Raw genomic sequence first — 26,590 nt, 5'->3', positions numbered from 1 at the left:
GGATGGACGCCGTCACGGAGCTCGAGGATCTCGCGGGGCCCGCCGAGCTACAGCAAATCGTCATTGTCACGGGAATGTCGGGTGCGGGCCGCTCGACCGTGTGCAAGGCATTTGAAGATCTCGACTGGTTCGTCGTAGACAATCTGCCGCCGCCGATGATTCGCCCGCTCATTGAAGTTGCGGGTAAGGCGCGCGACTCATTGCCGAAGCTCGCCGTGTCGATCGACATTCGCGGTGGCCGCCTGCTCTCGCAATTTGATGAGCTCATTGCTGAGTTGGGCGAAACGCACGATGTGCACGTGCTCTTCCTCGATGCATCCGACGAAGCCCTCATTCGTCGTTACGAGCACTCGCGCCGCCCTCACCCGCTGCAGCAGGACGGTACCGTGTACGACGGCATCCGCCTCGAGCGCGAGCGCCTGCGCGATATTCGTAGCCACGCCGACATCGTCTTCGACACCTCCGAGCTCAACGTGCACCAGCTCGTGCAGCGCGTTACCGACCGGTTCGGTGAACCTGACCAGCACAAGGTGCAGGTCACGGTGATGAGCTTCGGATTCAAGTACGGCATTCCTAACGACGCCGACACGATGCTCGATATGCGCTTCTTGCCGAACCCGTTCTGGAAAGAAGAGCTGCGTCCCTTTAACGGACGTGACAAGCGAGTGAGTGACTACGTGCTCGAGCAACCCGGCGCCGAAGAGTTCCTCAAGGGCTTCGAAACCATGATCGACCCGGTGCTCGTTGGGTTTGAGCGCGAGAACAAGCGTCACGCGCTCATCGCCATCGGTTGCACCGGCGGTAAGCACCGCTCGGTCGCGATGACCGAACGTATTGCCGGGATGCTGCGAGAGCGCGATGACGTCATCGTCAGCGTGCGCCACCGCGACCTCGGTCGCGAGTAGGCTCGACCTTTTCCCCACCGCGGTTGACCCGAGTCCCGCGGTGACGCAGGCACCCCGGCGTGTCCGCACCTCAACGACCAATCAAGACCACGACCAGGAGCGAGATTGTCCCTGACAGCCAAAGTAAAACACGAGATCGCCTCGGTAAATCCGGGCACGACGCAGGCGCGGGCCGCGCAAGTGTCGAGCTTGCTGCGATTTTCGGGCGGGCTGCAGGTCATCTCACGCCGCTACATCGTTGAAGCCGAAGTCGAGGGCGAGCAGGTCGCCCTGCGGCTCGCGCGTGAACTCGCAGCGCTGTTCGGTGTGCGCCCGCGGGTAAGCCGCGTGGCCGGTATGTCGGAAGCCGATCTCTTCGTCGTGCGCGTGCTCGAAGAAGGCGAAACGCTCGCGCGTCAGACCGGGCTCATGGATGCGCGCCGCCAGATCGTGCGGGGCCTGCCGAACCGCCTCACGCTCGGCAAGGCCGATGTGCTTGCCGCGGTCTGGCGTGGTGCCTTCCTCGCGGCCGGCACCCTCACCGACCCGGGTCGCTCGGCTTCGCTTGACGTGGCAACCCCGAATCACGAGACCGCCATGGCACTCGTTGGTGCTGCCGGGCGCCTCGATATTGAGGCCAAGGCCCGCGAGGTGCGCGGAGTGCATCGCGTCGTGCTGCGCGAACCCGAAGCCATTCACCGGATGCTCGAGGCGATCGGTGCCACCGAAGTGCTCGCCGAGTGGGAAGCTATCCGCCAGCGCCGCGAGACGCGTGCCACTGCGAACCGGCTCGTCAACTTTGACGACGCCAACCTGCGCCGCTCCGCCCAGGCCGCAGTGGCCGCCTGCGCCCGCGTTGAGCGCGCCTTCGAAATCCTCGGCGAAGAGGTACCCGAGCACCTCCGCTACGCTGGCGAACTTCGCCTCGCGCACCGCGATGCATCCCTCGATGAACTCGGCACCCAGGCTGACCCGCCCATGACCAAGGATGCGGTCGCCGGCCGCATCCGCCGCCTCCTCGCGCTTGCCGATCGTGCCGCCGCCGACCAAGGCATTCCCGGCACCGAAGCCAACCTGCCGAGCGATCACGATCTTGACTAGAACGTCCCGGAAGCTGGGAACTGTGTTCGCTCAATTTCGATACCGTGACCCCGGAAGCATTTCCGAGGTCATCCAGACCAATCCGACCTCTATTTACGACGCATTCCGCCCCAAAAAGGAGCAAAAGTGACGAAGATCGCTATCAATGGTTTCGGCCGCATCGGACGTAGCTACGCTCGCGCCCTGCTTGACAACAGCCACCCGAACCTAGAGCTCGTCGCAATTAACGACCTCACCGACAACCTCACCCTCGCGCACCTGCTGAAGTACGACTCGACTTCGGGTGTGCTCTCGAACGAGATCAGCCACGACGACGAGAACATCTATGTCGACGGCCGCCAGATCCACGCGCTCGCCGAGGCCGACCCGGCCAAGCTGCCCTGGGAAGAGCTGGGTGTCGAACTCGTGCTCGAGTGCACGGGCCGCTTCAACGACCCGAAGAAGGCTGCCGCCCACCTCGAGGCTGGCGCAAAGAAGGTGCTGCTCTCGGCTCCGGCCAAGGGCGACGGTGCACCCACGTTCGTCTGGGGTGTCAACCACACCGACTACAACCCCGAGACCGACCACATCGTGTCGAACGCCTCGTGCACCACGAACTGCCTTGCGCCGATCGCCAAGGTCTTCAACGACAACTTCGGCATCGAGTCGGGTCTTATGACCACCGTGCACGCCTACACCTCCGACCAGCGTCTGCAGGACTCGCCGCACAGCGACCTCCGTCGTGCCCGTGCCGCCGCGCTGAGCATCATCCCCACCTCGACCGGTGCGGCCAAGGCCATCGGCCTCGTCCTCCCCGAACTCAAGGGCAAGCTCGACGGCTTCGCGCTGCGCGTTCCGGTTGAGACTGGTTCGATCACCGACCTCACCCTCGTCGCGAGCCGCGAGGTCACCGTCGATGAAGTCAACGCTGCGTTCAAGGCTGCCGCTGAGGGCGAGTTCAAGGGCATCCTCAAGTACAACGAGGATGCGATCGTCTCGCGCGACATCATCGGTGAGCACCACTCGTCGATCTTCGACGCCCCGCTGACCAAGGTCGTCGGCAACCACGTCAAGATCTCATCGTGGTACGACAACGAGTGGGGTTACACCGAGCGTCTCATGGACTTCTCGGCCTACATCGCTGACCGCCTCTAGTCACAACCGCATCATCACAACCCATTGGAAAGGCTGAGTCGAATGGCCCTGCGCACTCTCGAATCCCTCGGATCCCTTGAAGGCAAGCGCGTCATCGTACGTTGCGACCTCAATGTGCCGCTCAAGGACGGCGTAATCACCGACGACGGACGCGTGCGCGCCTCGCTCGGCACTCTCCAGGCCCTGGTCGACCAGGGTGCGAAGGTCATTGTGATCTCGCACCTTGGTCGCCCCAAGGGCGAACCCGACCCGCAGTACTCGCTGGCCCCCGCGGCAACGCGCCTTGGCCAGTTGCTCGGCGCCGACGTCGCCCTCGCTGAGGACACCGTTGGCCCGAGCGCCAAAGCCCTCGTCGACTCGCTCGAAAACGGCCAGGTCGTCGTACTCGAGAACCTCCGCTTCAACGCGGGCGAGACCAGCAAGGACGACGCCGAGCGTGGCGCCTTCGCGGCCGAGCTCGCCGCCTTCGGTGATGCCTTCGTCTCAGACGGCTTCGGCGTCGTGCACCGCAAGCAGGCCTCGGTCTACGACCTCGCCCAGCTCCTGCCTTCGGCAGCTGGCTTCCTCGTCGCGAACGAGGTCGAGAAGCTCGACCGCGTCGTCAATGACCCGGCGAAGCCCTTCACCGTCGTGCTTGGTGGCTCGAAGGTGTCGGACAAGCTCGGTGTGATCGAGAACCTCCTCCCGCGCGTTGACCGCCTTGTGATTGGCGGCGGCATGCTCTTCACCTTCCTCAAGGCACAGGGCCACGCGGTCGGCAAGTCGCTCCTCGAAGAGGACCAGCTCGAGACCGTCAAGCGCTACATTGCTGAGGCGGAAGAGCGTGGCGTCGAGCTGCTGCTCCCGACCGACATCGTCGTTGCCGAGAAGTTTGCCGCCGATGCGGCAAACGAAGTCGTGCCGGCCGACGCCATTGAGTCGTCGTCGTTCGGTGCCGAAGGCCTCGGTCTCGACATCGGCCCCGACAGCGCAAAGGCCTACGCCGAAGCAATTCGCACCTCGAAGACCGTGTTCTGGAACGGCCCTATGGGGGTATTCGAGTTCGAAGCTTTTGCCGCCGGCACGCAGTCGGTCGCCCAGGCCCTCACCGAAGTTGACGGTCTTTCGGTCGTCGGCGGTGGCGACTCGGCAGCGGCAATTCGCACGCTCGGCTTCGCTGACGACGAGTTTGGCCACGTCTCGACCGGTGGTGGCGCCAGCCTCGAGCTCATCGAAGGCAAGCGTCTCCCGGGCCTCGAGGTGCTCGGATGGTAGCCACTCGCACTCCGCTCATGGCGGGCAACTGGAAGATGAACTTCGACCACCTGCAGTCGATCGCGTTCGTCCAGAAGCTTGCGTGGACCCTCAAGGACGCCGACCACGACTACGCCAAGGTCGAAGTTGCCGTCTTCCCGCCATTCACCGACCTGCGTTCGGTGCAGACGGTCGTCGACGCCGACAAGCTCGACGTCGTCTACGGCGGCCAGGACCTCTCGCAGCACGACTCTGGCGCCTATACCGGTGACATCTCGGGAGCGTTCCTGTCGAAGCTCGGATGCTCCTATGCGCTCGTTGGTCACTCCGAACGTCGCACAATCCACGGCGAAGACGACGCCACCTGTAACGCGAAGGTGCAGGCAGCCCTGCGACACGGACTCACACCGGTGCTCTGCGTCGGTGAAACGCTCGAGCAGCGCGAAGCCACTGAGAACCCGGCCGAGGTCTCCATCGCGCAACTCATCGCGGGGCTCGAAGGCGTGGCCGACGACGCTGAGCTCGTCATCGCGTACGAACCGGTGTGGGCCATCGGCACTGGCCGCGTGGCCACCGCCGAGCAAGCACAGGAAGTCTGCCACGCCCTGCGCGGAGCGCTCGCCGAGCGGTTCGGCGAGGAGCGTGCCGCACAGATCCGCATCCTCTATGGCGGTTCGGTGAAGCCCGATAACGTTGCCAGCATCATGCGCGAGCCCGATATTGACGGGGCGCTCGTGGGCGGCGCGAGCCTCGTAATCGACGACTTCGCCGCAATCGTGCGTTACCGCGAGCACGTCGGCGCATAGCCACCTATACTCGGACGGGGTCGCAGTTCAGCTTCTGGACCGCGCCCCGTTCGAGTTTTCACTTCCGTTTTCCCCCGAGAGGCCCCCGTGGACATTCTTCTCGTCATCCTGCAGGTACTGCTCGCTATTACGAGCGTCCTGCTTGTGCTGTTCATCCTGCTGCACCGCGGCAAGGGCGGCGGCGTCAGCGACATGTTCGGCGGTGGTGTCACTTCGAATATTGCCTCGTCGGGTGTAGCCGAGAAGAACCTCAATCGCCTCACCACCTGGACGCTCGTCATCTGGGTCGCCGTGATCGTGCTCATGGGCGTGATTACGAAGTTCCAGGGTGGTCTCAGCTAATGGCGGGCACGACCGGTATCCGCGGCGCCCGCATTGGTGCTGCCGCCTCGAGCCTTCACGGTGACGCCACGCCAATGGCTGACCGCATTGCGGTGAGCTACTGGGATGCACAGGGCAATGAGACGGTGCGCTGGTACGCCGCCGACATCGCCGAAGAAGACATTCCCGAGACGATTGACTCGCCACGCACCGGTCTTCCGGCCGGACGCGACCAGCTCAACCCGCCAAGCGCGTCGACTGCCGTGCCGTACAAGACGCACTTCGAGTATGTGCAGGAACGCCGTACCGCTGACGAGGGCGAGCAATTGCTCGCTGAGGCGCTCGAGCGCCTGCGTGAGCGCCGCGGCACCGTCAAGAGCAACTAGCCGCACGCAAGCACAAACACTGTGCCCCGCACCGGATTACCGGGCGGGGCACAGTGTTTGATGATGCTGCGTTTGATGGTGATGTGTTTGCCGCTGCAGTGGCTTGACGTGGCAGTAGCTTGGCCGACATGCAGCTTGGCGCGAGCACTACTCGCCGATCGCCGCCGCATCCGCGTAGAGCACAACCTCGTCGCGTGCCGCCACGGCACCAACGGGCGACTCGCTTGCCGCAGCCCCCGAACGGGCAAGTTCGAGCGCCTCGCGCTTGCCCTCGCCGGTGGCATACACCCAAACATGCGCGGCCGAGTTGATCGCCGGATAGGTCAGCGTCACGCGCTCGGCCGGCGGCTTCGGCGAATTGCGCACCGGAGCGACGAGTACATCACTGAGGTCGACCGCCTCGTGCCCTGGGAAGAGCGAAGCGGTGTGGCCGTCCGGGCCCATGCCGAGGAGCACGAGGTCAAACATCGGCGTCATGCGGTCGGCACCATTGGGCACATAGCGCTGCACTTCGCGCTGATAGCTTGCTGCTGCCTCATCAAGGCTCACGCCAGCATCCGAGGCGGCCGGGATGTGGAGCTGGCTCGCGAAGAAGCCGGGAGCTTGGCGGAGCGCCATCATGATGAGGCTGGCGTTGCGGTCCTCGTGGCCGCGGGGCGCGAAGCGCTCATCAGCGAACCAGATGTGGAGGCGACCCCAGTCGAGCCCGACGGTGTTGCCGGCCTTGACGATTTCGGGCAGTGCTCGTTGCGCAACCGAGCCGCCCGAGACGACGAAATGAAACTGTGCCGAGTGCCGGAGTCGGTTCATGAACAGCGACACCGCGTCTGCGGCGAGCAGGAGATCTACGTCATTGGCGTCTGCGCCCTTGCGCACGCGCGCATCCGCCAGTGTCATAGGGTCTCCTCCTCGATTCCCGGATCGGACTCGACAGCAGTTGTTGCCATCTCATTGCAGAGTAGCGGAATGCCGTCGAGGAGGACGGTCGCATACACCTCGTCTGGAGCCAACGAACGCAATTCTTCAGCGAGCACATCGGTGTTGTCGCGGGAAGCGAGGGGGATGAGCTGTACCGGCTGGCCCGGCTGACGCAGACGTGCGGTCCCTGGGCCCACGCGCTCGAGCTCGATGGTGCCCGAGGCGCGCACGAGCTGCACCGAGTGAATGTTGTGGGCATGCGGATGCTCATCCGCTTCGGTCGACACGACCTCGACCGGCACGTTGAGGTAGACGCGCAGCCAGCTCGCCATGAGCAGCGCTCCGGAGGATCCTTCAACGCCAGTAACGATGGCCCGCTCGATGGGTTCGTAGGGAGGCTGGTCTAGCACTGCAGCAAGCTGCGCACGCCAGTGCGTCAGGCGTGTCCACGCGAGGTTGCTGTCACCGACGTTCCAGCCCTCAGCGAGTTCAGTGAGTGCCTCGACGCCGTCTTCGACATCGTGGGTATCGACGATGCGCACCTGGGCGATCTGACCGATGGGGGATTGCACCGGCGCGCCGCCATGGTAGTGCGGCCACCAGGCCACGACCGGCGCATCTGGCAAGAGCAAGCCCTGCACGAGCGTTTCCGGGTCGATGGCGGTGTCACCATACGCGTGGAGCACCACTACCTCACCAGCACCGGCATCGCGGCCCACGCGAATCTCCGCATTGAGGCGAGTTTCGCCCTCGGGGTTCGTGTGCACCACGATGACGCGCATCGGATGCTCGCTCGAAGCCTCATTCGCCGCGCGAATAGCGTCTTCATTGTCGTGGGCGTCGGTCACTACGACGAGGGTGAGCACGCGGCCGAGGGCGACGGCGCCGCCTTCCTCGCGCACCTGCACGAGCTTCTTGCCGATCGCCGACGAGGTCGTGTGGTGGAGTTCGATGATCATGGCCGCCTCCAGCTGCGTCCGTCGCGACGCATGAGTTCATCTGCTGAGTCGGGGCCCCAGCTTCCGGGTTTGTACGTTTCGGGGGCACCCGCGGCCGCCCAATACTCCTCAATCGGGTCGAGGATGCGCCAAGAGAGTTCGACCTCTTCATGGCGCGGGAAGAGCGGTGGGTCACCGAGCAGCACATCGAGGATGAGTCGCTCATAGGCTTCGGGGCTCGATTCGGTAAACGCGTGGCCGTAGCCCATGTCCATGGTCACATCGCGCACTTGCATCCCGGCACCCGGCACCTTCGAACCGAAGCGCATGGTGACGCCCTCGTCGGGCTGTACGCGGATCACGAGTGCGTTCGGGCCGAGCGAGGCACGCTCTGACGGCGCGAAGAGGTAGAGCGGTGCCTCTTTGAAGGTGATGGCGATCTCGGTAACGCGGCGGCCGAGGCGCTTGCCGGTGCGCAGGTAGAACGGCACCCCGCGCCAGCGCCTCGTATTGATCTCGAGGCGAATGGCCGCGAAAGTCTCGGTGGTCGAGGCGGGGTTCATCCCATCTTCTTCGAGGAAGCCGCGGACGTACTCGCCGCCCTGCCAGCCGCTACCGTACTGGCCGCGGGCGGTCGTCTTCGACAGGTCGTCGCCGAGGCTGACTGCGGCGAGCACCTTCTCCTTCTCGGCACGGAGATCCTTCGCCCCGAACGACAGCGGCTCTTCCATGGCGGTGAGCGCGAGCAGCTGCAGCAGGTGGTTCTGAATCACATCGCGAGCAGCACCAACGCCGTCGTAGTAGCCAGCCCGGCCCGACACACCGATATCTTCGGCCATGGTGATTTGCACATGGTCGACGGAGTTCGCGTTCCAGAGCGGTTCAAACATGGTGTTGGCAAATCGCAGTGCGAGCAGGTTCTGCACGGTTTCTTTGCCGAGGTAGTGGTCAATGCGGAAGATTGAATCACTCGGGAAACGCGACTCGATGATGTCGTTGAGTGCCCGTGCCGACTCGAGGTCGTGCCCGAAGGGCTTCTCGATAATGACCCGTCGCCAGGCGCCATTTTCGGATGCGGCGAGCCCCGAGCGCCGCAATTGCTCAGTCACCGAGGCGAATGAGCGCGGGGGAATGGAGAGGTAGAAGGCGTGGTTGCCGCGGGTGCCCTGTTCGGCGTCGAGCTGATCGAGCACCTCGCGCAGCTTGTCGAACGCGGCGTCTTCATCGAAGGCACCCGAGACAAAGCGGATGCCCTTGGCGAGCTGGCGCCAGACCTCTTCGTTCCAGCCGGTGCGCGCGTGAGCCTTTGCGTTCTCGCGGACGAAGGCGCGGAAGGCGTCATCATCCCACTCGCGACGGCCGAAGCCGACAAGCCCGAAGGAGGGTGAGAGGAGGCCGCGATTGGCCAGGTCATAGACGGCAGGCAAGAGCTTCTTACGGCTGAGGTCGCCGGTCACACCGAAAAACACCAGGCTCGAAGGCCCGGCGATGCGGTCAAGCCGGCGTTCGCTGGCCGGCCGAAGGGGATTCTGCTCCGCAGAGATATCCACAGGGGTCACGTCACTCGCTTTCGCGCACATCGCGGGGCGGATGCGAAGATCCACCCCGCGACGCGCGAGGGTTGTTTGCAGATTGCAGTCTAGATCGAGCGCAGCGCCTCGAGGAGCTGCTCGACACCGGCGTCCACATCCTGGAGCTCGAGCTGAAGCACCGGCATGCCGTTACCTTCGAGCACCGAACCATCACCGGCGGCCTGCGCACGGATGAGTTCACCGAAGGTGAAGGGACGTTCCGGAATCACAACGTCAGAGTCATCGTTCGTGGTGATCTGCAGGAACACCCCGACCCGCGGACCGCCCTTGTGGAACTGGCCGGTCGAGTGGAGGAAGCGTGGACCCCAACCAAAGGTGACGGGGCGACGGGCACGGTGGGCGATGAGGTCGCGCGACTTGACGAGTTCGTCGAGTCCGAGGCGATTTGCGTAGGCCTGCACCGCAACGTAGCCGTGGTCGGGGAGCGCGGCGAGGAGCGACTCGACGACGTCCTTGACTGAGTTGCGACCGGCAACGATCGATTCGGTACCGCGCACCGCGATGGCACCGTCAACAAACGCCGGGGGTGTGGGCTCGGGCGTGGCGTCGAGCATCGCGCGCGCGGCGATCTTTGCCGACTCCACATCGGGCTGGTCGAAGGGGTTAATGCCGACAATCTGACCGGCAACCGACACCGCGACCTCCCAGAGGAGCATCTGCTCAGCAAGCGGACCCGAGACGTTGATTTCGTCACCGAGTGCCGCATCCTCGGCCGCATCGGCCACGAGGCGCACGATCTGCAGGTCCGGGATCGGCAAGCCGATCTCGGGTGCGTCAGCACCGAGCACGACCGGCAACAGGCCCTTACCTTCCTTACCCGTCGACTCGGCGATGAGCTGCTCAGCCCAGTCACCGAAACCGACAATGTCGGTACCCTGATCGACCACACCGAGGTAGGTCTTAATCGGCTCGCCACCGGCGATCGCCGCGCCGAGCACAAGGCCAGGGTTCTGCGGCGAGTCGGCCGAGAGCTCGTCGGTCACCGACGCAGCTTCGGCGAGGAACTCATCGAGGTCGAGGCCCGCTAGACCCGCCGGCACCAGGCCAAAGGCGGTGAGTGCCGAGAAACGGCCGCCGACGGTCGGGTCGGCGTTGAAGACCTGGTTGCCAGCTTCGCGAGCAGCCTGGTCTAGCGGCGAGCCCGGGTCGGTGACGATGATGATGCGCTCGCGCGGGTCGATGCCAGCTGCTTCGAAGGCCGCAGCGAAGGCACGACGCTGCGAGTCAGTTTCAACAGTCGAACCCGACTTCGACGACACCACAACGGCGGTGCGCTCAATACCCTCGCTGAGCGCCTCGGCGACCTGCTCGGGGTGGGTGGAGTCGAGCACATCGAGAGCGATACCCGCAGTGCGGGTCATCACCTCAGGTGCGAGCGAAGAGCCGCCCATACCGCAGAGCACGATGCGGTCAACACCTGCGGCATTGAGCTTCTCGCGCAGGGCCACGATTTCGGGCACGAGGGGTGCCGAAACCTCGGGGGCCTTGGTCCAGCCCAGGCGCTTCGACGACTCTTCAACGGCCGCCTCGCCCCACATCGTGCCGTCCTCGGCAAACAGTCGCGAAGCAAAACGATCTGCGACGAGCTGGTCGAGGTGGCGTCGAGCCGCCTCGGTTGCCGCGCCTGAAGTTGAAACCTTGATGACCATGGGAACTACTCCTTAGTGGTGAGGTGAAATCGGAGTGCGAACGAGAGTTGGCTACTTGGCGGCGTCGAGCTGGTCGGCCACGGTCTGCTGGAGTTCCTTCCAGGCGACATTGAACTTGTCGACGCCCTCGCGCTCGAGCAGGTCAACAACCTCGTTGTACGAGATACCAACCGAGTCAACGGCGTCGAGCAGCTTGTTTGCGTCGTGGTAGGTCTCAGCAACCGTGTTGCCCCGCACCTCACCGTGGTCGGCGAGCGCTTCAAGCGTCTTCTCGGGCATGGTGTTCACCGTGTTCGGCGCGACAAGCTCAACGACGTAGAGCGTGTCGGGGAGGGTCGGGTCTTTGACGCCGGTCGAAGCCCAAAGCGGACGCTGCAGGCGCGCACCCTCGTCGAGCAGCACCCGTGCACGCTCTGAGTCGAACGATTGCTCAAACACCTGGTACGCGAGCTGAGCGTTCGCGACACCAGCGCGACCACGCAGTTCCGCAGCCTCCGGCGCATCCGATTCGTCGAGTCGACGGTCGATTTCGACGTCAGCTCGCGAGACGAAGAATGAGGCCACCGAGTGGATGCGCGAGAGGTCGCGGCCTGCGTCCCGGGCCTGCTCGAGGCCGGTGAGATAGGCGTTGATGACTTCGCGGTAGCGCGAGAGCGAGAAGATGAGCGTGACGTTGACCGAAATACCGGCGGCCGTCACCGCCGTGATCGCCGGTAGACCCGCGCGGGTCGCCGGAATCTTGATCATGACGTTCTCGCGATCGACCTTCTCGTAGAGCGCGAGCGCCTCAGCAATAGTGCCGTCGGTGTCGTCGGCGAGTAGCGGCGACACCTCGATCGAGACGCGACCGTCGACGCCATTGGTGGCGTCGTAGATGGGGCGCATGGCATCGCAGGCGCGACGCACATCTTCGGTCGTGATCTCAAAGATCGCAGTGTCAACATCGGCGCCAGCTGCGGCAAGCTCGCCCACCTGCTCGGCGTAGATCTCGCCGTTCTTGAGTGCCGCGGCGAAAATCGACGGGTTCGTCGTCACGCCGACCACATTGCGTTCGGCCACGAGTTCGGCAAGCGAACCTGACTCGAGGCGTTCGCGGGAGAGGTCGTCGAGCCAGATGCTCACGCCCTGCTTGGACAGCGCTTCGGTGTTCTGGTTACTCATGAACTTGGTCTCCTCTTGAGTGAAATCTGTCGCTTCTGGGTGCGGGGCTCGGGTCTAGTTGGCCGCGAGCGACTCGCGGGCGGCGGCAACGACGGCAGCCGTCGTGATGCCATAACGCTCGAGGAGCTCGTCCCCATCCGCCGAGGCACCGAAGGTCTCGACCGAAACCGAGCGGCCACGCGAACCGAGGTACGGCATCCAAGTAAGCGCGAGGCCCGCCTCGACGCTGACGCGTGCGGTGACGGCAGCCGGCAGCACCGACTCGCGGTACTCGTCGGACTGCTCGGCGAACCACTCCTGGCTCGGCATCGAGACAACGCGCGTCGGCACGCCATCGGCTTCCAGCTCGTCGCGGGCGGCGAGGGCGAGCTGCACCTCGGAACCAGCGGCGATGATGATGAGTTCGGGCTGGCCGTTGAACGCCTCGGCGAGCACGTAGCCACCGCGGGCGGTGAGCTTCGCAGTTGCGAGCGTGTCTCCGTCAGCGTCGCCCACACCGCGTGCGAGCACGGGGAGATCCTGGCGACTGAGGACTAGACCGACTGGGCCGTCGTGGCGACGCAGGGTCTCGAGCCAGGCTTGGGCAGTCTCGGCCCCGTCGGCCGGGCGCACGATGGCAAGGTTCGGGATTGCCCGCAGCGAGGTGAGCGTTTCGACCGGCTGGTGGGTCGGGCCATCGCCACCGAGTGCGATCGAGTCGTGGGTCCACACAAAGATGGGCGCGACGTTCATCAGCGCGGCCAGACGCACCGGCGGGCGCATGTAGTCGCTAAAGATGAGGAAGGTACCACCAAAGGCACGGGTGCGTCCGTGGAGCACGATGCCGTTGAGGATTGCGCCCATGGCGTGCTCGCGGATACCGAAGTGGAGCACGCGACCCGTCTTGTCGCCCGACCAGGATGAGGTCGAGTACTCCGCGGGGACGAACGACTTCGCCTTCTCGATGGTGGTGTTGTTCGAGCCGGCAAGATCGGCCGAACCGCCCCAAAGTTCGGGCAGCACCTCGGCGAGGGCATTAATGACCTTGCCCGAGGCTTTACGCGTTGAAATCTTCGCGAGGTCAGAGAAGTCGGGGAGCGCATCCTCGATATCGGCAGGCAGCTGGCCAGCCTCGAGGCGGTCCCAGAGCGCCTTGCGCTCGGGTTCGCGAGCCGCCCAAGCGTCGAAGTCCTGCTGCCACTGGGCACGCACCGGCTGTACACGGTCGGCGAGGCCGCGGGTGTAGGTGAGCACCTCGTCATCGACGGCAAAATCGGCGTCGGGGTCGAAGCCGAGGAGTTCCTTGGTGGCACGAATCTCGTCACGACCGAGCGGCGCGCCGTGCGAGGCACCGGTGTTCTGCGCGGTCGGGGCCGGGAACGCGATGACGTTCTTAAGCACGATGAGCGAGGGCTTCGAGAGGTCGCCCTTCGCTCGCTCTATCGCTTCGGCGAGCGCAGGCACGTCTTCTTCAACCCCGGTGCCACCGAGCGTCCAGTCGACCGTCTGCACATCCCAGCCGTATGACTCGTAGCGCTTGGCGACATCCTCAGAGAAGGCAATGTCGGTGTCGTCTTCGATCGAGATCTGGTTCGAGTCGTAGATCACCACGAGGCGGCCGAGCTGCTGGTGGCCTGCAAGCGACGAGGCCTCCGAGGTGACGCCTTCCTGCATGCAGCCGTCACCGGCGAGCACATAGATGAAGTGGTCAAAGGGGCTCTCGCCCTCGGGAGTTTCGGGGTCGAAGAGGTTGCGCTCGTAACGCTGCGCGTAGGCGAAGCCGACGGCCGACGAGAGGCCCTGGCCGAGGGGACCGGTGGTCATTTCGACGTGGTCCACGTGACCGTACTCGGGGTGACCGGCGGTGGGGTAGCCCCACTGGCGGATGTGCTTGAGGTCGTCGAGTTCGAGTCCAAAGCCGCCGAGGTAGAGCTGGCAGTACTGCGTGAGCGAGGTGTGGCCGTTCGAGAGGATGAACCGGTCTCGACCGGCCCACTTGGGGTCGCGCGGGTCGACGCGCATCACGTGCTGGTAGAGCAGGTGAGCGACCGGGGCAAGGCTCATCGCGGTGCCCGGGTGGCCACCCTTTGCCTTCTCGACGGCGTCTGCCGCAAGCAATCGCGCCGTGTCGGCTGCGCGCTGGTCGAGTTCGGTCCATTCCACTGCGGTCAAGGTGAGTCCTCCGGGTCAGACGGCACGCGCCAATTGGCGCGAGCATCAGCCTATCGCCCTGACGGCAACGCCCCCTGACGATTCTTGATCGCGGCTGTAGACTGGCCGATAGCTTTCAACAAGGGATGGTGCAGTGGCGGTCAACAATATTGCCGGGACGAGTGGGACGATTGCGACTCCGACGGACATCGCGCGAAAGCCGATTGATTTCCGTCATCGAGTTGCCGCCTATGTGTCACTGACGAAGCCGCGCATTATTGAGCTCTTGCTCATCACGACGTTGCCGACGATGCTGCTCGCGGCGCGCGGCATTCCTTCGGTGTGGTTGCTCCTCGGAACGCTCGTCGGTGGTGCCATGTCGGCAGCCAGCGCGAACGTCTTCAATTGCTATATCGACCGCGATATCGACCGACTCATGCGTCGCACGAAGAACCGGCCACTCGTCACTGGCGAGGTCACCGAGCGCGAGGCGCTCGTGTTCGCTTGGGTGCTCGGCATTGGGTCGACGGCGGTGCTTTGGTTTGTCGGCAACCCGCTCACCGCGGCCCTCTCTGTCGCCGCGATCCTGCTCTACGTCGTGCTCTATACGCTCATCCTCAAGCGCCGCACCGACCAGAACATTATCTGGGGCGGTATTGCCGGATGCATGCCCGTGCTCATCGGCTGGGCGGCGGTCACGAACACCGTGACGTGGGAGCCGCTCATCCTCTTCCTCGTCATTTTCCTCTGGACTCCGGCGCACTACTGGCCGCTCTCGGTGAAGTACAAGGACGACTACGACAACGCTGATGTGCCGATGCTCTCGGTCACGATGGGCGAGGGCTCAGTCGCGCTGCAGTCGGTGATTTACGCCTGGGCGACGGTCGTTGGGAGCCTGTTGCTCATCCCGGTCGCCCCGATGGGGTGGATCTACACTGCCGCTGCGGTGCTCGCTGGCGTGTGGTTCATCCTCGAAGCGCACCGGCTCTACTTCCATGTCGTGAAGAACGACGGCGAGGCAAAGCCCATGCGGGTGTTCCACCTCTCGATTACATACCTCACAATCGTGTTCCTCGCGGTTGGCATCGATCCGCTGGTCTATCTGCCGCTCATTTAGCGCAGACCAACGACGCGAGGCCCCTACTCACTGCTGTGGAGTCGGGGCCTCGTGCATTGAGCACCTCGGCGAGCTAGCTATTGCCGTTGAGGTCGAACGAGGCGAGTGGTCGCAGGAGCGAGCGCTTCTTTTCGACGTGGCCGCCCATCCGGTCAAGAATCGACGCCAGCGCTTCGATCGCTTCAACGATGAACGGACCCTTGTTGAGCATGACGGCCTCGGCGCGGCGGCCCATGGCCGCATCGGTCACCTCGGCACGCGAGGGGAGTCCCGTGCGTGCGAGCGTGTCGAGCACCTGCGTTGCCCAAATCACCGGTACATGTGCCGCCTCGCAAATCCAGAGGATCTCTTCCTGCACTTCGGCGAGGCGCTCGAAGCCGAGCTCGACCGCAAGGTCGCCGCGCGCGATCATGACGCCGACATCGCCCCAGCGCATGGCTTCGAGCAGCATCTGCGGGAGCGCTTCGAAAGCTGGTCCGGTTTCGATCTTGAGCGTGATGCCAACGTTCTGCGCATCGAGCGCTTCGAGCTCGCTAATGAGGTCGGCGACATCTTCGGGGGAGCGCACAAACGAGAGATTGACCGTATCGGCGTGCTTCGCGACGAACGGCAGGTGCGAGCGATCGGCCGCCGTTAGGGCCGGGATGCGGAGGGTCGTGTCGGGCAGGTTGATGCCCTTCTCGGCACGGAGCTTCACGCCGTCAACTCCGGCACGCTCGATGCCGATGACGATTTCGTCGCCGTTGACTTCGCGGATGCGGCCGGCGATTTTGCCATCGTCGAAGAGCACACGCTCACCCGGCTGTGCGTCGGTGAAGACCGATTCGAGTGTGCAGCCGATGCGGTGCGGACTCAGCTGCGTGGCCGGTTGCGGCGCGAGGCTGCGCTGTAGCCGCACCTCGTCGCCGACACGGATGAACAGGTGCTGTCGCACTTCGTCAAGTTCACCAATCGTGAGGGCGCCGTGGACGCCGGCGATGATTTCACTCGCCGTTTGGAAGTAGACGGTGCGGTCAAACTCGACCTCGATGCCCTCGGGGCGGACCGAGGTGATCACCAGCTCGCGGTGACGATCGCGGGCATCCCGCAATTGCAGGCGGTCGCCGCGGCGCAGTTCGAGTGCTTCGAGCCCGAGAACCGGCACCACTGCATCCAAGTCAGTGAGTTTGATCTCGTCGGCCTGCTCTGCCCGCACGAGCAGCACGCGAGCGCGACGTTCAACTTCACCGCGATCATTGCGGGTCGGCTTCACCTTGAGCACCTTCGGCCCAGGCTCGAGCGGTCCGGTACGGAGCTTCGGCCCGCCGAGGTCCATGGCGACGCGCACGCCACCGGGGAGCGCGCGCACGTAGTCGATCATGCGGGCCCACTCGGGTTCGTCATCGTGTGCGCAGTTGACGCGGGCGATGTCCATGCCAGCCGCACCCATGCGTTGCACAAGTTCGGGTTCATCGGCCGCTTCTGAGGGCATCGTCACCATGATGCGGCTCGAGCGGTCGTCACTGCCGTGCACGCTGCCGAGCACATCGTCGCGATTGCGCATGAGGATGCGGTGACCACCATCAAGATCGCCCCAGATTTCGCGACGGTAGCGGCCCTGCTCGAGCGCGTCGACGGTTTCGATGACCGTCTCGATCCATGAGCGCACGATCGACTCCATGCGGCCAAGGCTCGAGAGCCCATAGGCCGCGAGTGAAGCCTGCAACGGCCGCAGATCGTGCTGGCGCACGGCAACGTAGTGCACGAGGTTGCGCGCGCTCTTATGGTGCTGAGGCTGGACCGCGGCAATGAGCGGTGCGGCAAGGGCCTCAGCGCGCAGGAGATCATCATGTAGCGCGTGCAAGGCCTGAGAAAGTTCGTAAAGCGACATGACGTTCGCCGGAGTAGAAACCATGGGTTCAACGGTGCCAGATTTCCGTGAACAGTCGGCGCTGGAGGGTCGGTCCGAAGACGTGGGGCCGGTGCTCGTTAGAGATTCGGGCGTTGACGCAACGTGAGTGCTACTGGGCCGCGCGGGGCACTACTGCCGGCCGAAACGCATCCAGCGCTGCGATCTGCCCGCGACATCGGGCAGCTTCCGCAACCGTTCGTCGGACAACCGCCTGCGAGTTGCTCGGCACCAAGACGGCCGAGCCGGAGGAGTTCATCGATGATCGCATCGACGAGTGGGGCGCTGAGCTGCGTGCGATCGACGATCTCGCGCCGGCTTGTGGCGCCATCTGTGATCGCGGCGAGCACGCGGCGCATTGGGCCGCCAACCGGCGCCGAGGTCGTCGATGTCGTTGCCGCATCCATGTCGTTCACGGTCACCACCACAGCCGCAACAGTTGAAACACACCGGTCGCAAGAAGCCAGGCGATGCCGACTTGCAAGGCAACACCGAAGCCGGTCCAACGCCACCCCATTTCGCGCACCTGCACGGCAAGCGTCGACACACACGGGGTGTACGCGAGCAGGAAGATAAGTAACGCCCACGCCGCAGCAATTGGATGGCCGCCGCTTGATTCAGTAAAGGTCTCGCGGAGCGCGAGGCCGAGAGGCGAATGGCCCTGCTCTTCGCTGGAAAGCGCCGAAGGGTCATCGAGCGAATAGGTCTGAGCCCAGGATGAGACCACGGTCTCTTTCGCTACAAAGCCAGTCATGAGGGCTCCGGCGGTATGCCAATCATCGAGCCCAGCCGGAGCGAGCGCCGGCGCGACGACGCCGGCGGTGGCCGCGTACACGCTGTCTGTAACCGCGACCTGCCCGAAACTGCCCTGTTGTCCCGGTGCGGGTGTCGACTGCAGGGCCCAGACGGCGACGACGGTGAGCAGAATGATGGTGCCAGCAGTCTGCAGAAATCCGCGCAAGCGCATCCAGGTGGCTGACACGATGAGCCGCGGCTGGGGCACATGAAAGGTCGGCAAATCGATCAGTAGCGGTTCCCTCCCGACCTTGCGCCAGAGTGTCGAGCGCAAGAGCAACCCCACTCCGATCACGAGCGCGATCGAGACGAGATACACGACGAATACCACGGTGCCCGCGTTGGCGGGGAAGAAGGTCGACGCCACCATGACGTAGACGGTGAGTCGTGCGCTGCAGCTCGTGAATGGGATGAGGAGGCAGGTCATGATGCGCTCGCGCGCCGATCCGAGCACTCGGGTCGCAGTGATCGCAGGCACGTTGCATCCGAAGCCGACAATGAGCGGCAGAAACGCGCGGCCGGGAAGCCCGATTGCGGCCATGGCGCGGTCGACGACAACGGCGGCGCGCGCGAGATAGCCACTGTCTTCGAGGAGGCTCAGGAGCACGAACATTATGGCCATAAGCGGCACGAAGGTGAGCACCATGCCGACACCGGCGATCACGCCGTTGATGACAAGGTCAGCGAGGATCGTGCCGTCGAGTCGCAGTGCGCCGAATAGCGATTCCGCCCCTACTGTGATCGGTCCGCTGATGAGCGCATCGAGCCAGCCTTGAATGGGTGCGGCGACCGTCGTGGTGATCTGGAAGACGAGCCACATCACGCCGAAGAAAATGAGCGGCCCGAAAATCGGATGCAAGAGCACGCGGTCGGCAGCTTCTGTGGCTGAGCGACGCATCGTCGCAGCCTGGTGGAGCGCCGGGGTAATCGCGGCGTCGACCCAGGCAAAGCGGTCATCGACGAGCGCGAACTCATCACCTTCGTCTTCAACACCGCAGCCACTGTTCCGCGGCGAAAGCGGCGGAAGCGCCAGCGCGCGCTCGATCGCGTGTTCGAGTTCATCGTGCGGGGTTGACGCACCCTGTTTCCGCGGACGGATCATGCGGGGATCAACGGCCACGACTTCGCAGCCGAAGCCGTCAGCAAGACGCTTGGCATCAATCGTGAGACCGCGCGTTGCGGCGACGTCGAGCATGGTGAGGACAACGACGAGGCGGAGCGGCACCTCCCGCAATTGCGCGATGAGATAACCGGATCGGGCGAGGTTTGTGGCATCAGCCACGACCACCACCAGATCTGGTCGATCGTCAGGCGTGCAGTCGATGACGAGTTCCCGGGTGAGGGCTTCGTCGGGGGACTGCGGGTCGAGCGAGTACGTGCCGGGAAAATCGATTGCATCAAGCTCTCGACCGTGCCGGGTGCGCCAAGTCCCGCGACCAATCTCGACGGTGGTTCCCGGCCAATTGCCAGTCTGTCGGCGCGAGCCCGTAAGCAAGTTGTAGAGCGTCGATTTACCGACGTTCGGCGCACCAATGAACGCAACAACCGGCGAACCGATGGTTGCGGAGCGGTAGGTTGATTCGCCGTGGCAGCTGGATGGGGTCATCTTGCGGTCGGCTCTGCGCCGACAATGCGCAGGAGGGCACAGGTGTCTCGGTCAAGTGCGAGGCGACTGCCGCCGACGACGAGGATGCGTCCACCTCCCGGCGTGCGCTGCATCGGGCAGACGCATTCGCCACAACGCAGGCCGAGTTCGGCCAGACGACGCCGCAGGGCACCTTCGGCCGCCGGCACATCAAGTTCCACGACGGACCGGAGTTCAACGTCGAGCAACGTGGGGACAGAGGTCACTCAATAATGGTAAGGCTTGCCTTACCTACTGACCAGGGCTGAGCACCGAAAACGCTTCGAAAGCCTTATGAGCCGATTAGGAGCGCTGCGCCTCGTGCGACTCCTCAGCCAGTGACCCCTCAGCCAGTGACTCCTCGCCACGGTAATCCGAGGGTTCCTGGGCAGCAATCTCGCGGCGCGCGGTGACGAGCATGATCGAAAGCTGCGCCACGGCAACCACGGCGAGCAGCATGTGAATCACGACCGACCAGATTGGGAGCCCGGTGCGGGCCTGGTACACCCCGAAGCCGATCTGAATGAGCACGATGACGCCAAGCCAAATCGTCGAGCGTAGGGTTTGCTTGGCACCGTTACGGGCCGCCACGAAGAGCAATATGAGCAGTGCCGCCACGAGCGCATACCCCGGCCAGGCGTGCACGTGTTGCATGATCGCCGGATCGAGGCCGTTGCGCGCGGCCGCCGAGTCACCGGCGTGGGGACCCGCACCGGTAGTGAGCACGCCAAAGATTTCGGTGAACCAAGTGAGCGCCGCGACCACAATGGCACTGGCCCACAGCCCCGGAGCCGCCTTCGTCGCATCCGCGCGGGGGAGCGGCTCGGCGAGGCGCACGCGCTGAAGCAACAGGCCCGCCAACGCCACAATCGCCGCCGAGAACAGGAAGTGCACGCCAACGATGCGCGGATCGAGTTCAACGAGCACGGTGATGCCGCCAATGATTGCCTGCACGATGATGAGGACGCCAATAGCGAACGCTGGGCGCACGAGTCCGAGTGATTTGGGGGTGCGCAACACCGCAAGGAAGGCAAGGAGTGCCACCACAACGAGCACACCAGTGAGGGTGCGGTTACCGAATTCGATGAGTCCGTGAATACCCATTTCCTGCGTCGGCACGAGCGATTCGGGGGTGCACATCGGCCACGTCGGGCAGCCCAGCCCCGAGCCGGTGAGGCGCACGAGCCCACCGGTACCAACGATGCCGATGTTCACGATGAGGTTGAGCCACACGATCACGCGGGTGTACGCGGTCACTGTGGTGGGGAGCAATGCGCTCGTATTCACTCTGGTTCTGCTTTCTTAGGATTCTTCGGTGCCGGGGCTCCGGCCTCGACTCCTTGCATCCGATTACACGCTGGCCAAGCAAGGCCAGACTGCACTGCGCTCGTGGTGGTGAGTGGCTTAGACTCATCGTTGCTGTCCGTCGAGGAGGAGCCCTGCCTGCGGCTCCGCGCGTAACGCGGGATGATTCCGCGCCCCGCCGTCGTTACATTCTATGTTCGATGCCTGCCGACCTGGCCTTGACGGACCTGTGTTGAGACAAACACTGTCACCACGAACACAACGAGAAGAAGAAGAAAGAGGATGCGATGTCTGACGTGCTAATCGATCGCCCCGAACTCAATGATCTCGGTAACTACGAGTTTGGCTGGGCCGATTCCGATGCAGCCGGTGCCGCAGCCAAACGTGGCCTGAGCGAAGCCGTCGTTCGCGACATCTCCGGCATCAAGAACGAACCCGAGTGGATGCTCGAGCGTCGCCTCAAGGGCCTGCAGATGTTTGACCGCAAGCCCATGCCGACCTGGGGTGCCGACCTCAGCGGCATCGACTTCGACAACATCAAGTACTTTGTGCGCGCTTCCGAGAAGCAGGCACAGTCGTGGGAAGACCTGCCGGACGAAATCCGCAACACCTACGAGAAGCTCGGCATCCCCGAGGCTGAGCGTCAGCGCCTCGTTGCCGGTGTCGCCGCGCAGTACGAGTCGGAAGTGGTCTACCACCAGATCAACGAAGAGCTCGAGAAGCAGGGTGTCATCTTCATGGACACCGACACGGCGCTCCGTGAGCACCCGGAATTCTTCGAAGAGTACTTCGGCACGGTCATCCCGGCCGGCGACAACAAGTTCGCTTCGCTGAACACGGCGGTGTGGTCAGGTGGCTCGTTCGTGTACGTACCCAAGGGCGTCCACGTGGAGATTCCGCTCCAGGCCTACTTCCGTATCAACACCGAGAACATGGGCCAGTTCGAGCGCACGCTGATCATCGCCGACGAGGGCAGCTACGTGCACTACATCGAGGGTTGCACGGCCCCGATCTACAAGTCGGACTCGCTGCACTCGGCCGTCGTCGAGATCATCGTGAAGAAGAACGCCCGCGTTCGCTACACGACCATTCAGAACTGGTCAAACAACGTCTACAACCTCGTCACCAAGCGTGCCGTCGCCGAAGAAGGCGCCACCATGGAATGGGTCGATGGCAACATCGGCTCGAAGGTGACGATGAAGTACCCGGCGATCTACCTCACCGGAAAGTACGCGAAGGGTGAGACCCTCTCGGTTGCATTTGCCGGTCCGGGTCAGCACCAGGATGCTGGCGCCAAGATGATTCACCTCGCACCGCACACGCAGTCATCGGTGGTGTCGAAGTCGATTGCCCGTGGTGGCGGTCGCTCGGGCTACCGAGGTGAAGTGCGCGTGGCTGAGGGCGCCTACCACTCCTCGAACTCAGTGATCTGTGATGCGCTCCTTGTCGACACGATTTCGCGTTCGGACACCTATCCGGCGATTGATATTCGCGTGGATGACGTGCAGCTCGGTCACGAGGCCACGGTCACCAAGGTGTCGGCCGAGCAGCTGTTCTATCTCATGAGCCGCGGCCTCGAAGAGACCGAGGCCATGTCACTCATCGTGCGTGGCTTCATCGAGCCAATCGCCCGCGAGCTGCCGATGGAATATGCACTCGAGCTCAACAAGCTCATTGACCTCTCGATGGAAGGATCGGTGGGCTAACCCACATGACCACGACCACTCCTACGATCGTGCCGAATAACGCCACGAAGTTCGTTCCCGTGCAGACTCGTTCGGAGCGCCTCGCTTCGTTCGAGCCGACCGACTTCGAGGTGCCGACTGCGGCAACCCCGGGCTGGCGCTACTCGCCGATTGCGAAGCTCAAGGAACTTTTCCGCAATGAGCCGGGCGACGGCAGCGTGAGCTACGACGTCGACGCGCCCGAGGGCATCCTGGTTTCGACGCTCGGTGCGGGCGTTGCTCCCCGCGGCACCGGCTTCGTGCCGGAAGACCTGCCGGCAGCCATTGCCTCGAAGCACGTCACCGAGGCGCTCTACGTCAAGGTGCCGCGTGAAGTCGAGCGCGACGAGCCGGTGCGCGTGAAGATCCAGGGCAGCTCGGCCGACCAGCGCGACCTCGGCCACCTCGTCCTGCACGCCGAGTCGCACTCGCGCGCCACGATCATCCTCGAGTACTCCGGCTCGGCAACCTACGCCGAGAACGTCGAGATCATTGTTGACGACGAGGCCGACCTCAAGGTCATCGCCTTCCACGAGTGGGAAGACGACACCATCCACGCCGGTAACCACCAGGCAATCGTTGGGCGCGACGGCAAGCTCGACCACAGCCTCATCACCTTCGGTGGCGAGGTCGTGCGGGTGAACCCGACCCTCCACCTCAACGGCAACGGTGCAGATGGCGAGGCCCGCGGCCTCTACTACGCAGACGCTGGCCAGTTCTTCGAGCACCAGGTGTTCGTCGACCACGCCGGTGAGCGCACGCACACTGACGTCAACTACAAGGGTGCCCTACAGGGCGCCGGTGCCCGCACCGTGTGGATTGGCGATGTGCTCATCCGCCAGGGTGCCGTTGGCACTGACAGCTACGAGCAAAACCGAAACCTCGTGCTCTCCGACGGCGCACGCGCCGACTCGGTGCCGAACCTCGAAATCGAGTGCGGTGACATCGAAGGTGCTGGCCACGCGTCGGCCACCGGCCGCTTCGACGAGGAGCAGCTGTTCTACCTCATGGCTCGCGGCATCGACGAGCTGGCTGCCCGTCGCCTCGTGGTGCACGGCTTCCTCAATGAGATCGTGCAGCGCCTCGGCGACGCAGAGCTCATCGAGCGCGTCGAAGCTACCCTCGAGCGCGAGCTCGCAATCGCCGACGAGGCGATCGCGGCCATCGCTGCGCGCGAGGCGGAAGAGGCCCAGGAGGAGCGTGCCTAATGGCATTTGAACGTGTCTGCGCAGCCGACGAGGTTCAGGTCGACTCGCCCGTCAAGGTCGAAGTTGGTGGCCAGGTGATCGCGGTCGTCCGCGACTCGGCCGGAGAACTCTTCGCCCTCGGCGACCGCTGTACGCACGGCGACATTTCGCTGGCCGAAGGCTTTGTCGAGGACGACACCCTCGAGTGCTGGGCCCACGGCTCGAAGTTCTCGCTCCGCAATGGTTGGCCGCAGAACCTCCCGGCATTTGAGCCGGTTCCCGTCTTCGAAATCAAGCTCGAAGGCGACGACATCTTCATTGACCCGACTCCGATCTACAAGGAGAACAACTAGTAATGTCCCAGCTCGTCATTCAGAACCTTTGCGTCTCGGTCGAGACCGACCAGGGCCCGAAGGAGATCCTCTCGGGCGTGAACCTCACCATCAACTCGGGTGAAATCCACGCCATCATGGGTCCGAACGGCTCGGGCAAGTCGACCCTCGCCGCCACCATCGCCGGCCACCCGAGCTACGAGGTGACCGACGGTTCGATCACCCTCGACGGCGAAGACGTCCTCGAGATGTCGGTGGATGAGCGCGCCAAGGCGGGCTTGTTCCTCGCGATGCAGTACCCGGTCGCGATCCCCGGCGTCACCCTGTCGAACTTCCTCCGCACCGCGAAGACGGCCATCGCTGGCGAGGCTCCGGCCCTGCGTCCGTGGCTCAAGGAAGTCCGCGGCTCGATGGAAGACCTCCGCATGGGCAACGAGTTCCTCGAGCGCAACGTCAACGAGGGCTTCTCGGGTGGCGAAAAGAAGCGCGCCGAGATCCTGCAGCTGAAGCTCCTCAAGCCGAAGATGGCGATCCTCGACGAGACCGACTCGGGCCTCGACGTTGACGCGCTGCGCATTGTCTCAGAGGGTGTGAACAGCGCCAAGGATGAACTCGACCTCGGCGTCGTGGTCATCACCCACTACACCCGCATCCTGCGCTACATCAAGCCCGACTTCGTGCACGTGTTCGCGAACGGCAAGATCGTTGACCAGGGTGGCCCCGAACTCGCCGAGCAGCTCGAGGACCAGGGTTACGACCGCTACCTCGTGCCGGCCGAGGCGTAAGGGAGCCCAACATGGCAATGGTCTCGCTCGAAGCCAAGCGTTACGACGAAATTGAAGAGGCGCTCAAGGACGTCATTGACCCCGAACTTGGTGTCAATATTGTCGACCTCGGACTCATCTACGACCTCAACTGGGAAGACGAGCTGGATGCGCTCATCATTTCGATGACGCTCACCTCAGCCGGTTGCCCGCTCACCGATGTGATTGAGGACGAGACCGCGCAGGCGCTTGATGGCGTCGTCGAGCGGTTCAAGATCAACTGGGTGTGGATGCCGCCGTGGGGTCCCGAGAAGATCACCGATGACGGCCGCGAAATGATGCGGGCGCTCGGCTTCAACATCTAGTCACTGGTTGTACCTCGTAGGGCGTGGATCGAGATTTCGGTTCGCGCCCTACGTTGGTCTAGTCCAAAATCGCCCCGCCCACTTATCAGGAATCACGATGCTTACTCAGCAAGAGTCCGCTCCCGTTCGCCTATTTGATCCGATCACCCTGCGCGGCATTGAGTTCCGCAACCGCCTTTGGGTGTCGCCGATGTGCATGTACGCCGTGGATGCAGAAGATGGCGTCCCGACCGATTGGCACCTCGTGCATCTGCCCGCGATGGCGCGGGGTGGGGCAGGGCTCGTCGTCATGGAAGCCACTGGCGTCGTGCCTGAGGGTCGCATTTCACCGCGCTGCCCGGGGCTTTGGAACGACGCACAGGAGCAGCAGCTCGCGCGCATTGCCGAGCTGGTGCACGCATCCGGTGGCAAGCTCGCGATTCAACTCGCCCACGCCGGCCGCAAGGCCTCGACCGAACCGTGGCTACCCGAGTTCACCGGGGCCACGGTGCCGGAGGCCGAGGGTGGCTGGCAGACGGTGGCACCGTCGGCGATCGCCTTTGACGGGCTTGCCACCCCGCGGGCCCTCACGAGCGACGAGATTGCCGAGCTCGTTGCGGCGTTCGCGGCTGCCGCGGATCGCGCTGTCGCGGCGGGCCTCGACGCGGTGGAACTTCACGGCGCCCACGGCTACCTCATCCACGAGTTTCTCTCGCCATTCTCGAACGAGCGCGAGGATGAGTACGGCGGCGCACTCGAGAATCGCGCCCGATTCCTGCTCGAGATTGTGCGGTCGATTCGTGCGGCGCATCCTGAGTTGCCGCTCATTGTGCGCATCTCGGCGAGCGAGTGGCTCGAGGATGGCTTTGATCTCTCTGAAGCCAAGCAGCTTGCCGCGTGGCTTGGCGAGGCCGGGGTCGATCTCATCGATGTGTCGAGCGGTGGGAACACTGGCTCGGCGCCGATTCCCGTTGGCCCGGCCTACCAGGCGCCGCTTGCGGGAATCGTTCGCGAAGCGGGCGTACCGGTGTCGACGGTCGGACAAATCAATGATGCCGCGACCGCGCAGACGGTGCTCACGCTTGGCCAGGCTGATGTGATCACGGTGGGTCGAGCGTGGTTGCGGAACCCGTATCTCGCACTGAATTGGGCGAACGATTTGCGCGCCGATGTCTCGAGTTACCGGCCCGAACAGCTTTGGCGTGCGTTCCCCGCCGCCAAGCGTCGATAGCGATGCGCATCTAGGCATACGCAATG

General features: G+C 64.1%; 25 protein-coding genes. 14 read left to right on the top strand and 11 right to left on the bottom strand.

Annotated features, from left to right (window positions below):
* Positions 1 to 2 precede the first annotated feature (2 nt).
* The 7 genes from rapZ (at position 3) to EG850_RS05310 (ending at position 5,865) form a co-directional block, all read left to right on the top strand.
* Entirely contained in the window at positions 3 to 905 is a 903-nt protein-coding gene (rapZ, locus tag EG850_RS05340) for an RNase adapter RapZ (RefSeq protein WP_124971057.1), read from the top strand.
* A gap of 105 nt (positions 906 to 1,010) precedes the next feature.
* Complete coding sequence (whiA, locus tag EG850_RS05335) at positions 1,011 to 1,985, top strand: DNA-binding protein WhiA (RefSeq protein WP_124971054.1); 975 nt, start codon at positions 1,011 to 1,013, stop codon at positions 1,983 to 1,985.
* 126 nt (positions 1,986 to 2,111) lie between these two features.
* Entirely contained in the window at positions 2,112 to 3,119 is a 1,008-nt protein-coding gene (gap, locus tag EG850_RS05330) for a type I glyceraldehyde-3-phosphate dehydrogenase (RefSeq protein ID WP_124971051.1), read from the top strand.
* A 42-nt stretch (positions 3,120 to 3,161) separates the two neighbouring features.
* Positions 3,162 to 4,373, top strand: coding sequence for a phosphoglycerate kinase (locus EG850_RS05325; RefSeq protein WP_124971048.1), 1,212 nt, complete (start codon positions 3,162 to 3,164; stop codon positions 4,371 to 4,373).
* Positions 4,367 to 5,158: a triose-phosphate isomerase gene (gene tpiA / locus EG850_RS05320; RefSeq protein WP_124971045.1), complete on the top strand. Its 792-nt coding sequence runs from the start codon at positions 4,367 to 4,369 to the stop codon at positions 5,156 to 5,158. The genes EG850_RS05325 and tpiA overlap by 7 nt, the downstream gene beginning before the upstream one ends.
* An 87-nt stretch (positions 5,159 to 5,245) precedes the next feature.
* The gene (gene secG / locus EG850_RS05315; protein ID WP_124971042.1) at positions 5,246 to 5,500 is read left to right on the top strand and encodes a preprotein translocase subunit SecG; all 255 of its coding nucleotides are present in this window, start codon (positions 5,246 to 5,248) and stop codon (positions 5,498 to 5,500) included.
* Positions 5,500 to 5,865 carry an RNA polymerase-binding protein RbpA gene (locus EG850_RS05310; RefSeq protein WP_124971039.1) on the top strand — a complete coding sequence of 122 codons (366 nt, stop codon included), beginning with the start codon at positions 5,500 to 5,502 and terminating at the stop codon, positions 5,863 to 5,865. The genes secG and EG850_RS05310 overlap by 1 nt, the downstream gene beginning before the upstream one ends.
* A 147-nt stretch (positions 5,866 to 6,012) precedes the next feature.
* On the opposite strand, the gene pgl is transcribed toward EG850_RS05310, so the two are convergent.
* The 6 genes from pgl to tkt are packed head-to-tail and all read right to left on the bottom strand — an operon-like array spanning position 6,013 to position 14,274.
* On the bottom strand, positions 6,013 to 6,762 hold the full coding sequence (gene pgl, locus EG850_RS05305; RefSeq protein WP_124971036.1) for a 6-phosphogluconolactonase: 750 nt from the start codon (positions 6,760 to 6,762) through the stop codon (positions 6,013 to 6,015).
* On the bottom strand, positions 6,759 to 7,742 hold the full coding sequence (locus tag EG850_RS05300) for a glucose-6-phosphate dehydrogenase assembly protein OpcA (protein WP_124971034.1): 984 nt from the start codon (positions 7,740 to 7,742) through the stop codon (positions 6,759 to 6,761). Before EG850_RS05300 ends, pgl begins: the two co-directional genes overlap by 4 nt.
* Positions 7,739 to 9,301, bottom strand: coding sequence for a glucose-6-phosphate dehydrogenase (gene zwf, locus EG850_RS05295; protein WP_124971328.1), 1,563 nt, complete (start codon positions 9,299 to 9,301; stop codon positions 7,739 to 7,741). The genes EG850_RS05300 and zwf overlap by 4 nt, the downstream gene beginning before the upstream one ends.
* 59 nt (positions 9,302 to 9,360) lie before the next feature.
* A complete protein-coding gene (locus EG850_RS05290; protein ID WP_124971031.1) occupies positions 9,361 to 10,962 on the bottom strand; it encodes a glucose-6-phosphate isomerase in 1,602 nt (533 codons plus the stop codon).
* A gap of 51 nt (positions 10,963 to 11,013) precedes the next feature.
* On the bottom strand, positions 11,014 to 12,123 hold the full coding sequence (tal, locus tag EG850_RS05285) for a transaldolase (protein ID WP_124971028.1): 1,110 nt from the start codon (positions 12,121 to 12,123) through the stop codon (positions 11,014 to 11,016).
* Between the two features lie 54 nt (positions 12,124 to 12,177).
* Complete coding sequence (gene tkt / locus EG850_RS05280; protein WP_124971025.1) at positions 12,178 to 14,274, bottom strand: transketolase; 2,097 nt, start codon at positions 14,272 to 14,274, stop codon at positions 12,178 to 12,180.
* Positions 14,275 to 14,443: 169 nt separating this feature from the next.
* Between tkt and EG850_RS05275 the strand changes: the two genes are divergently transcribed.
* A complete protein-coding gene (locus tag EG850_RS05275; protein ID WP_124971325.1) occupies positions 14,444 to 15,370 on the top strand; it encodes a heme o synthase in 927 nt (308 codons plus the stop codon).
* A 73-nt stretch (positions 15,371 to 15,443) separates the two neighbouring features.
* Here EG850_RS05275 and EG850_RS05270 read toward each other — a convergent pair whose 3' ends face one another.
* From EG850_RS05270 to EG850_RS05250, 5 genes are all read right to left on the bottom strand, one after another.
* Positions 15,444 to 17,264: a pyruvate kinase gene (locus EG850_RS05270; RefSeq protein ID WP_235829217.1), complete on the bottom strand. Its 1,821-nt coding sequence runs from the start codon at positions 17,262 to 17,264 to the stop codon at positions 15,444 to 15,446.
* Positions 17,265 to 17,338: 74 nt separating this feature from the next.
* A complete protein-coding gene (locus EG850_RS05265) occupies positions 17,339 to 17,680 on the bottom strand; it encodes a hypothetical protein (RefSeq protein WP_124971023.1) in 342 nt (113 codons plus the stop codon).
* On the bottom strand, positions 17,677 to 19,659 hold the full coding sequence (gene feoB / locus EG850_RS05260; protein ID WP_124971020.1) for a ferrous iron transport protein B: 1,983 nt from the start codon (positions 19,657 to 19,659) through the stop codon (positions 17,677 to 17,679). The genes EG850_RS05265 and feoB overlap by 4 nt, the downstream gene beginning before the upstream one ends.
* Positions 19,656 to 19,904, bottom strand: coding sequence for a FeoA family protein (locus EG850_RS05255; protein WP_214609510.1), 249 nt, complete (start codon positions 19,902 to 19,904; stop codon positions 19,656 to 19,658). Before EG850_RS05255 ends, feoB begins: the two co-directional genes overlap by 4 nt.
* 76 nt (positions 19,905 to 19,980) lie before the next feature.
* Positions 19,981 to 20,964, bottom strand: a complete 984-nt coding sequence (locus EG850_RS05250; RefSeq protein WP_124971017.1) for a COX15/CtaA family protein — start codon at positions 20,962 to 20,964, stop codon at positions 19,981 to 19,983.
* 305 nt (positions 20,965 to 21,269) lie between these two features.
* Between EG850_RS05250 and sufB the strand changes: the two genes are divergently transcribed.
* The 6 genes from sufB to EG850_RS05220 all read left to right on the top strand — a co-directional run bounded on the left by sufB (position 21,270) and on the right by EG850_RS05220 (position 26,564).
* Positions 21,270 to 22,688, top strand: a complete 1,419-nt coding sequence (gene sufB, locus EG850_RS05245; protein WP_124971014.1) for a Fe-S cluster assembly protein SufB — start codon at positions 21,270 to 21,272, stop codon at positions 22,686 to 22,688.
* A 5-nt stretch (positions 22,689 to 22,693) separates the two neighbouring features.
* A complete protein-coding gene (gene sufD, locus EG850_RS05240; RefSeq protein WP_124971011.1) occupies positions 22,694 to 23,914 on the top strand; it encodes a Fe-S cluster assembly protein SufD in 1,221 nt (406 codons plus the stop codon).
* Complete coding sequence (locus EG850_RS05235) at positions 23,914 to 24,246, top strand: non-heme iron oxygenase ferredoxin subunit (protein ID WP_124971008.1); 333 nt, start codon at positions 23,914 to 23,916, stop codon at positions 24,244 to 24,246. The genes sufD and EG850_RS05235 overlap by 1 nt, the downstream gene beginning before the upstream one ends.
* Positions 24,247 to 24,248: 2 nt before the next feature.
* Entirely contained in the window at positions 24,249 to 25,010 is a 762-nt protein-coding gene (sufC, locus tag EG850_RS05230) for a Fe-S cluster assembly ATPase SufC (RefSeq protein WP_124971005.1), read from the top strand.
* 11 nt (positions 25,011 to 25,021) lie between these two features.
* Positions 25,022 to 25,354: a metal-sulfur cluster assembly factor gene (locus tag EG850_RS05225; protein WP_185714950.1), complete on the top strand. Its 333-nt coding sequence runs from the start codon at positions 25,022 to 25,024 to the stop codon at positions 25,352 to 25,354.
* 97 nt (positions 25,355 to 25,451) lie between these two features.
* Entirely contained in the window at positions 25,452 to 26,564 is a 1,113-nt protein-coding gene (locus EG850_RS05220) for an NADH:flavin oxidoreductase/NADH oxidase (RefSeq protein WP_124971002.1), read from the top strand.
* Positions 26,565 to 26,590: the final 26 nt, after the last annotated feature.

Origin of the sequence: Gulosibacter macacae, from assembly GCF_003865375.1 — a bacterium.
Lineage (GTDB): Bacteria > Actinomycetota > Actinomycetes > Actinomycetales > Microbacteriaceae > Gulosibacter > Gulosibacter macacae.
Note: the sequence above shows the minus strand (reverse complement) of the source record. Positions and strands in the feature narration are given on the sequence as shown.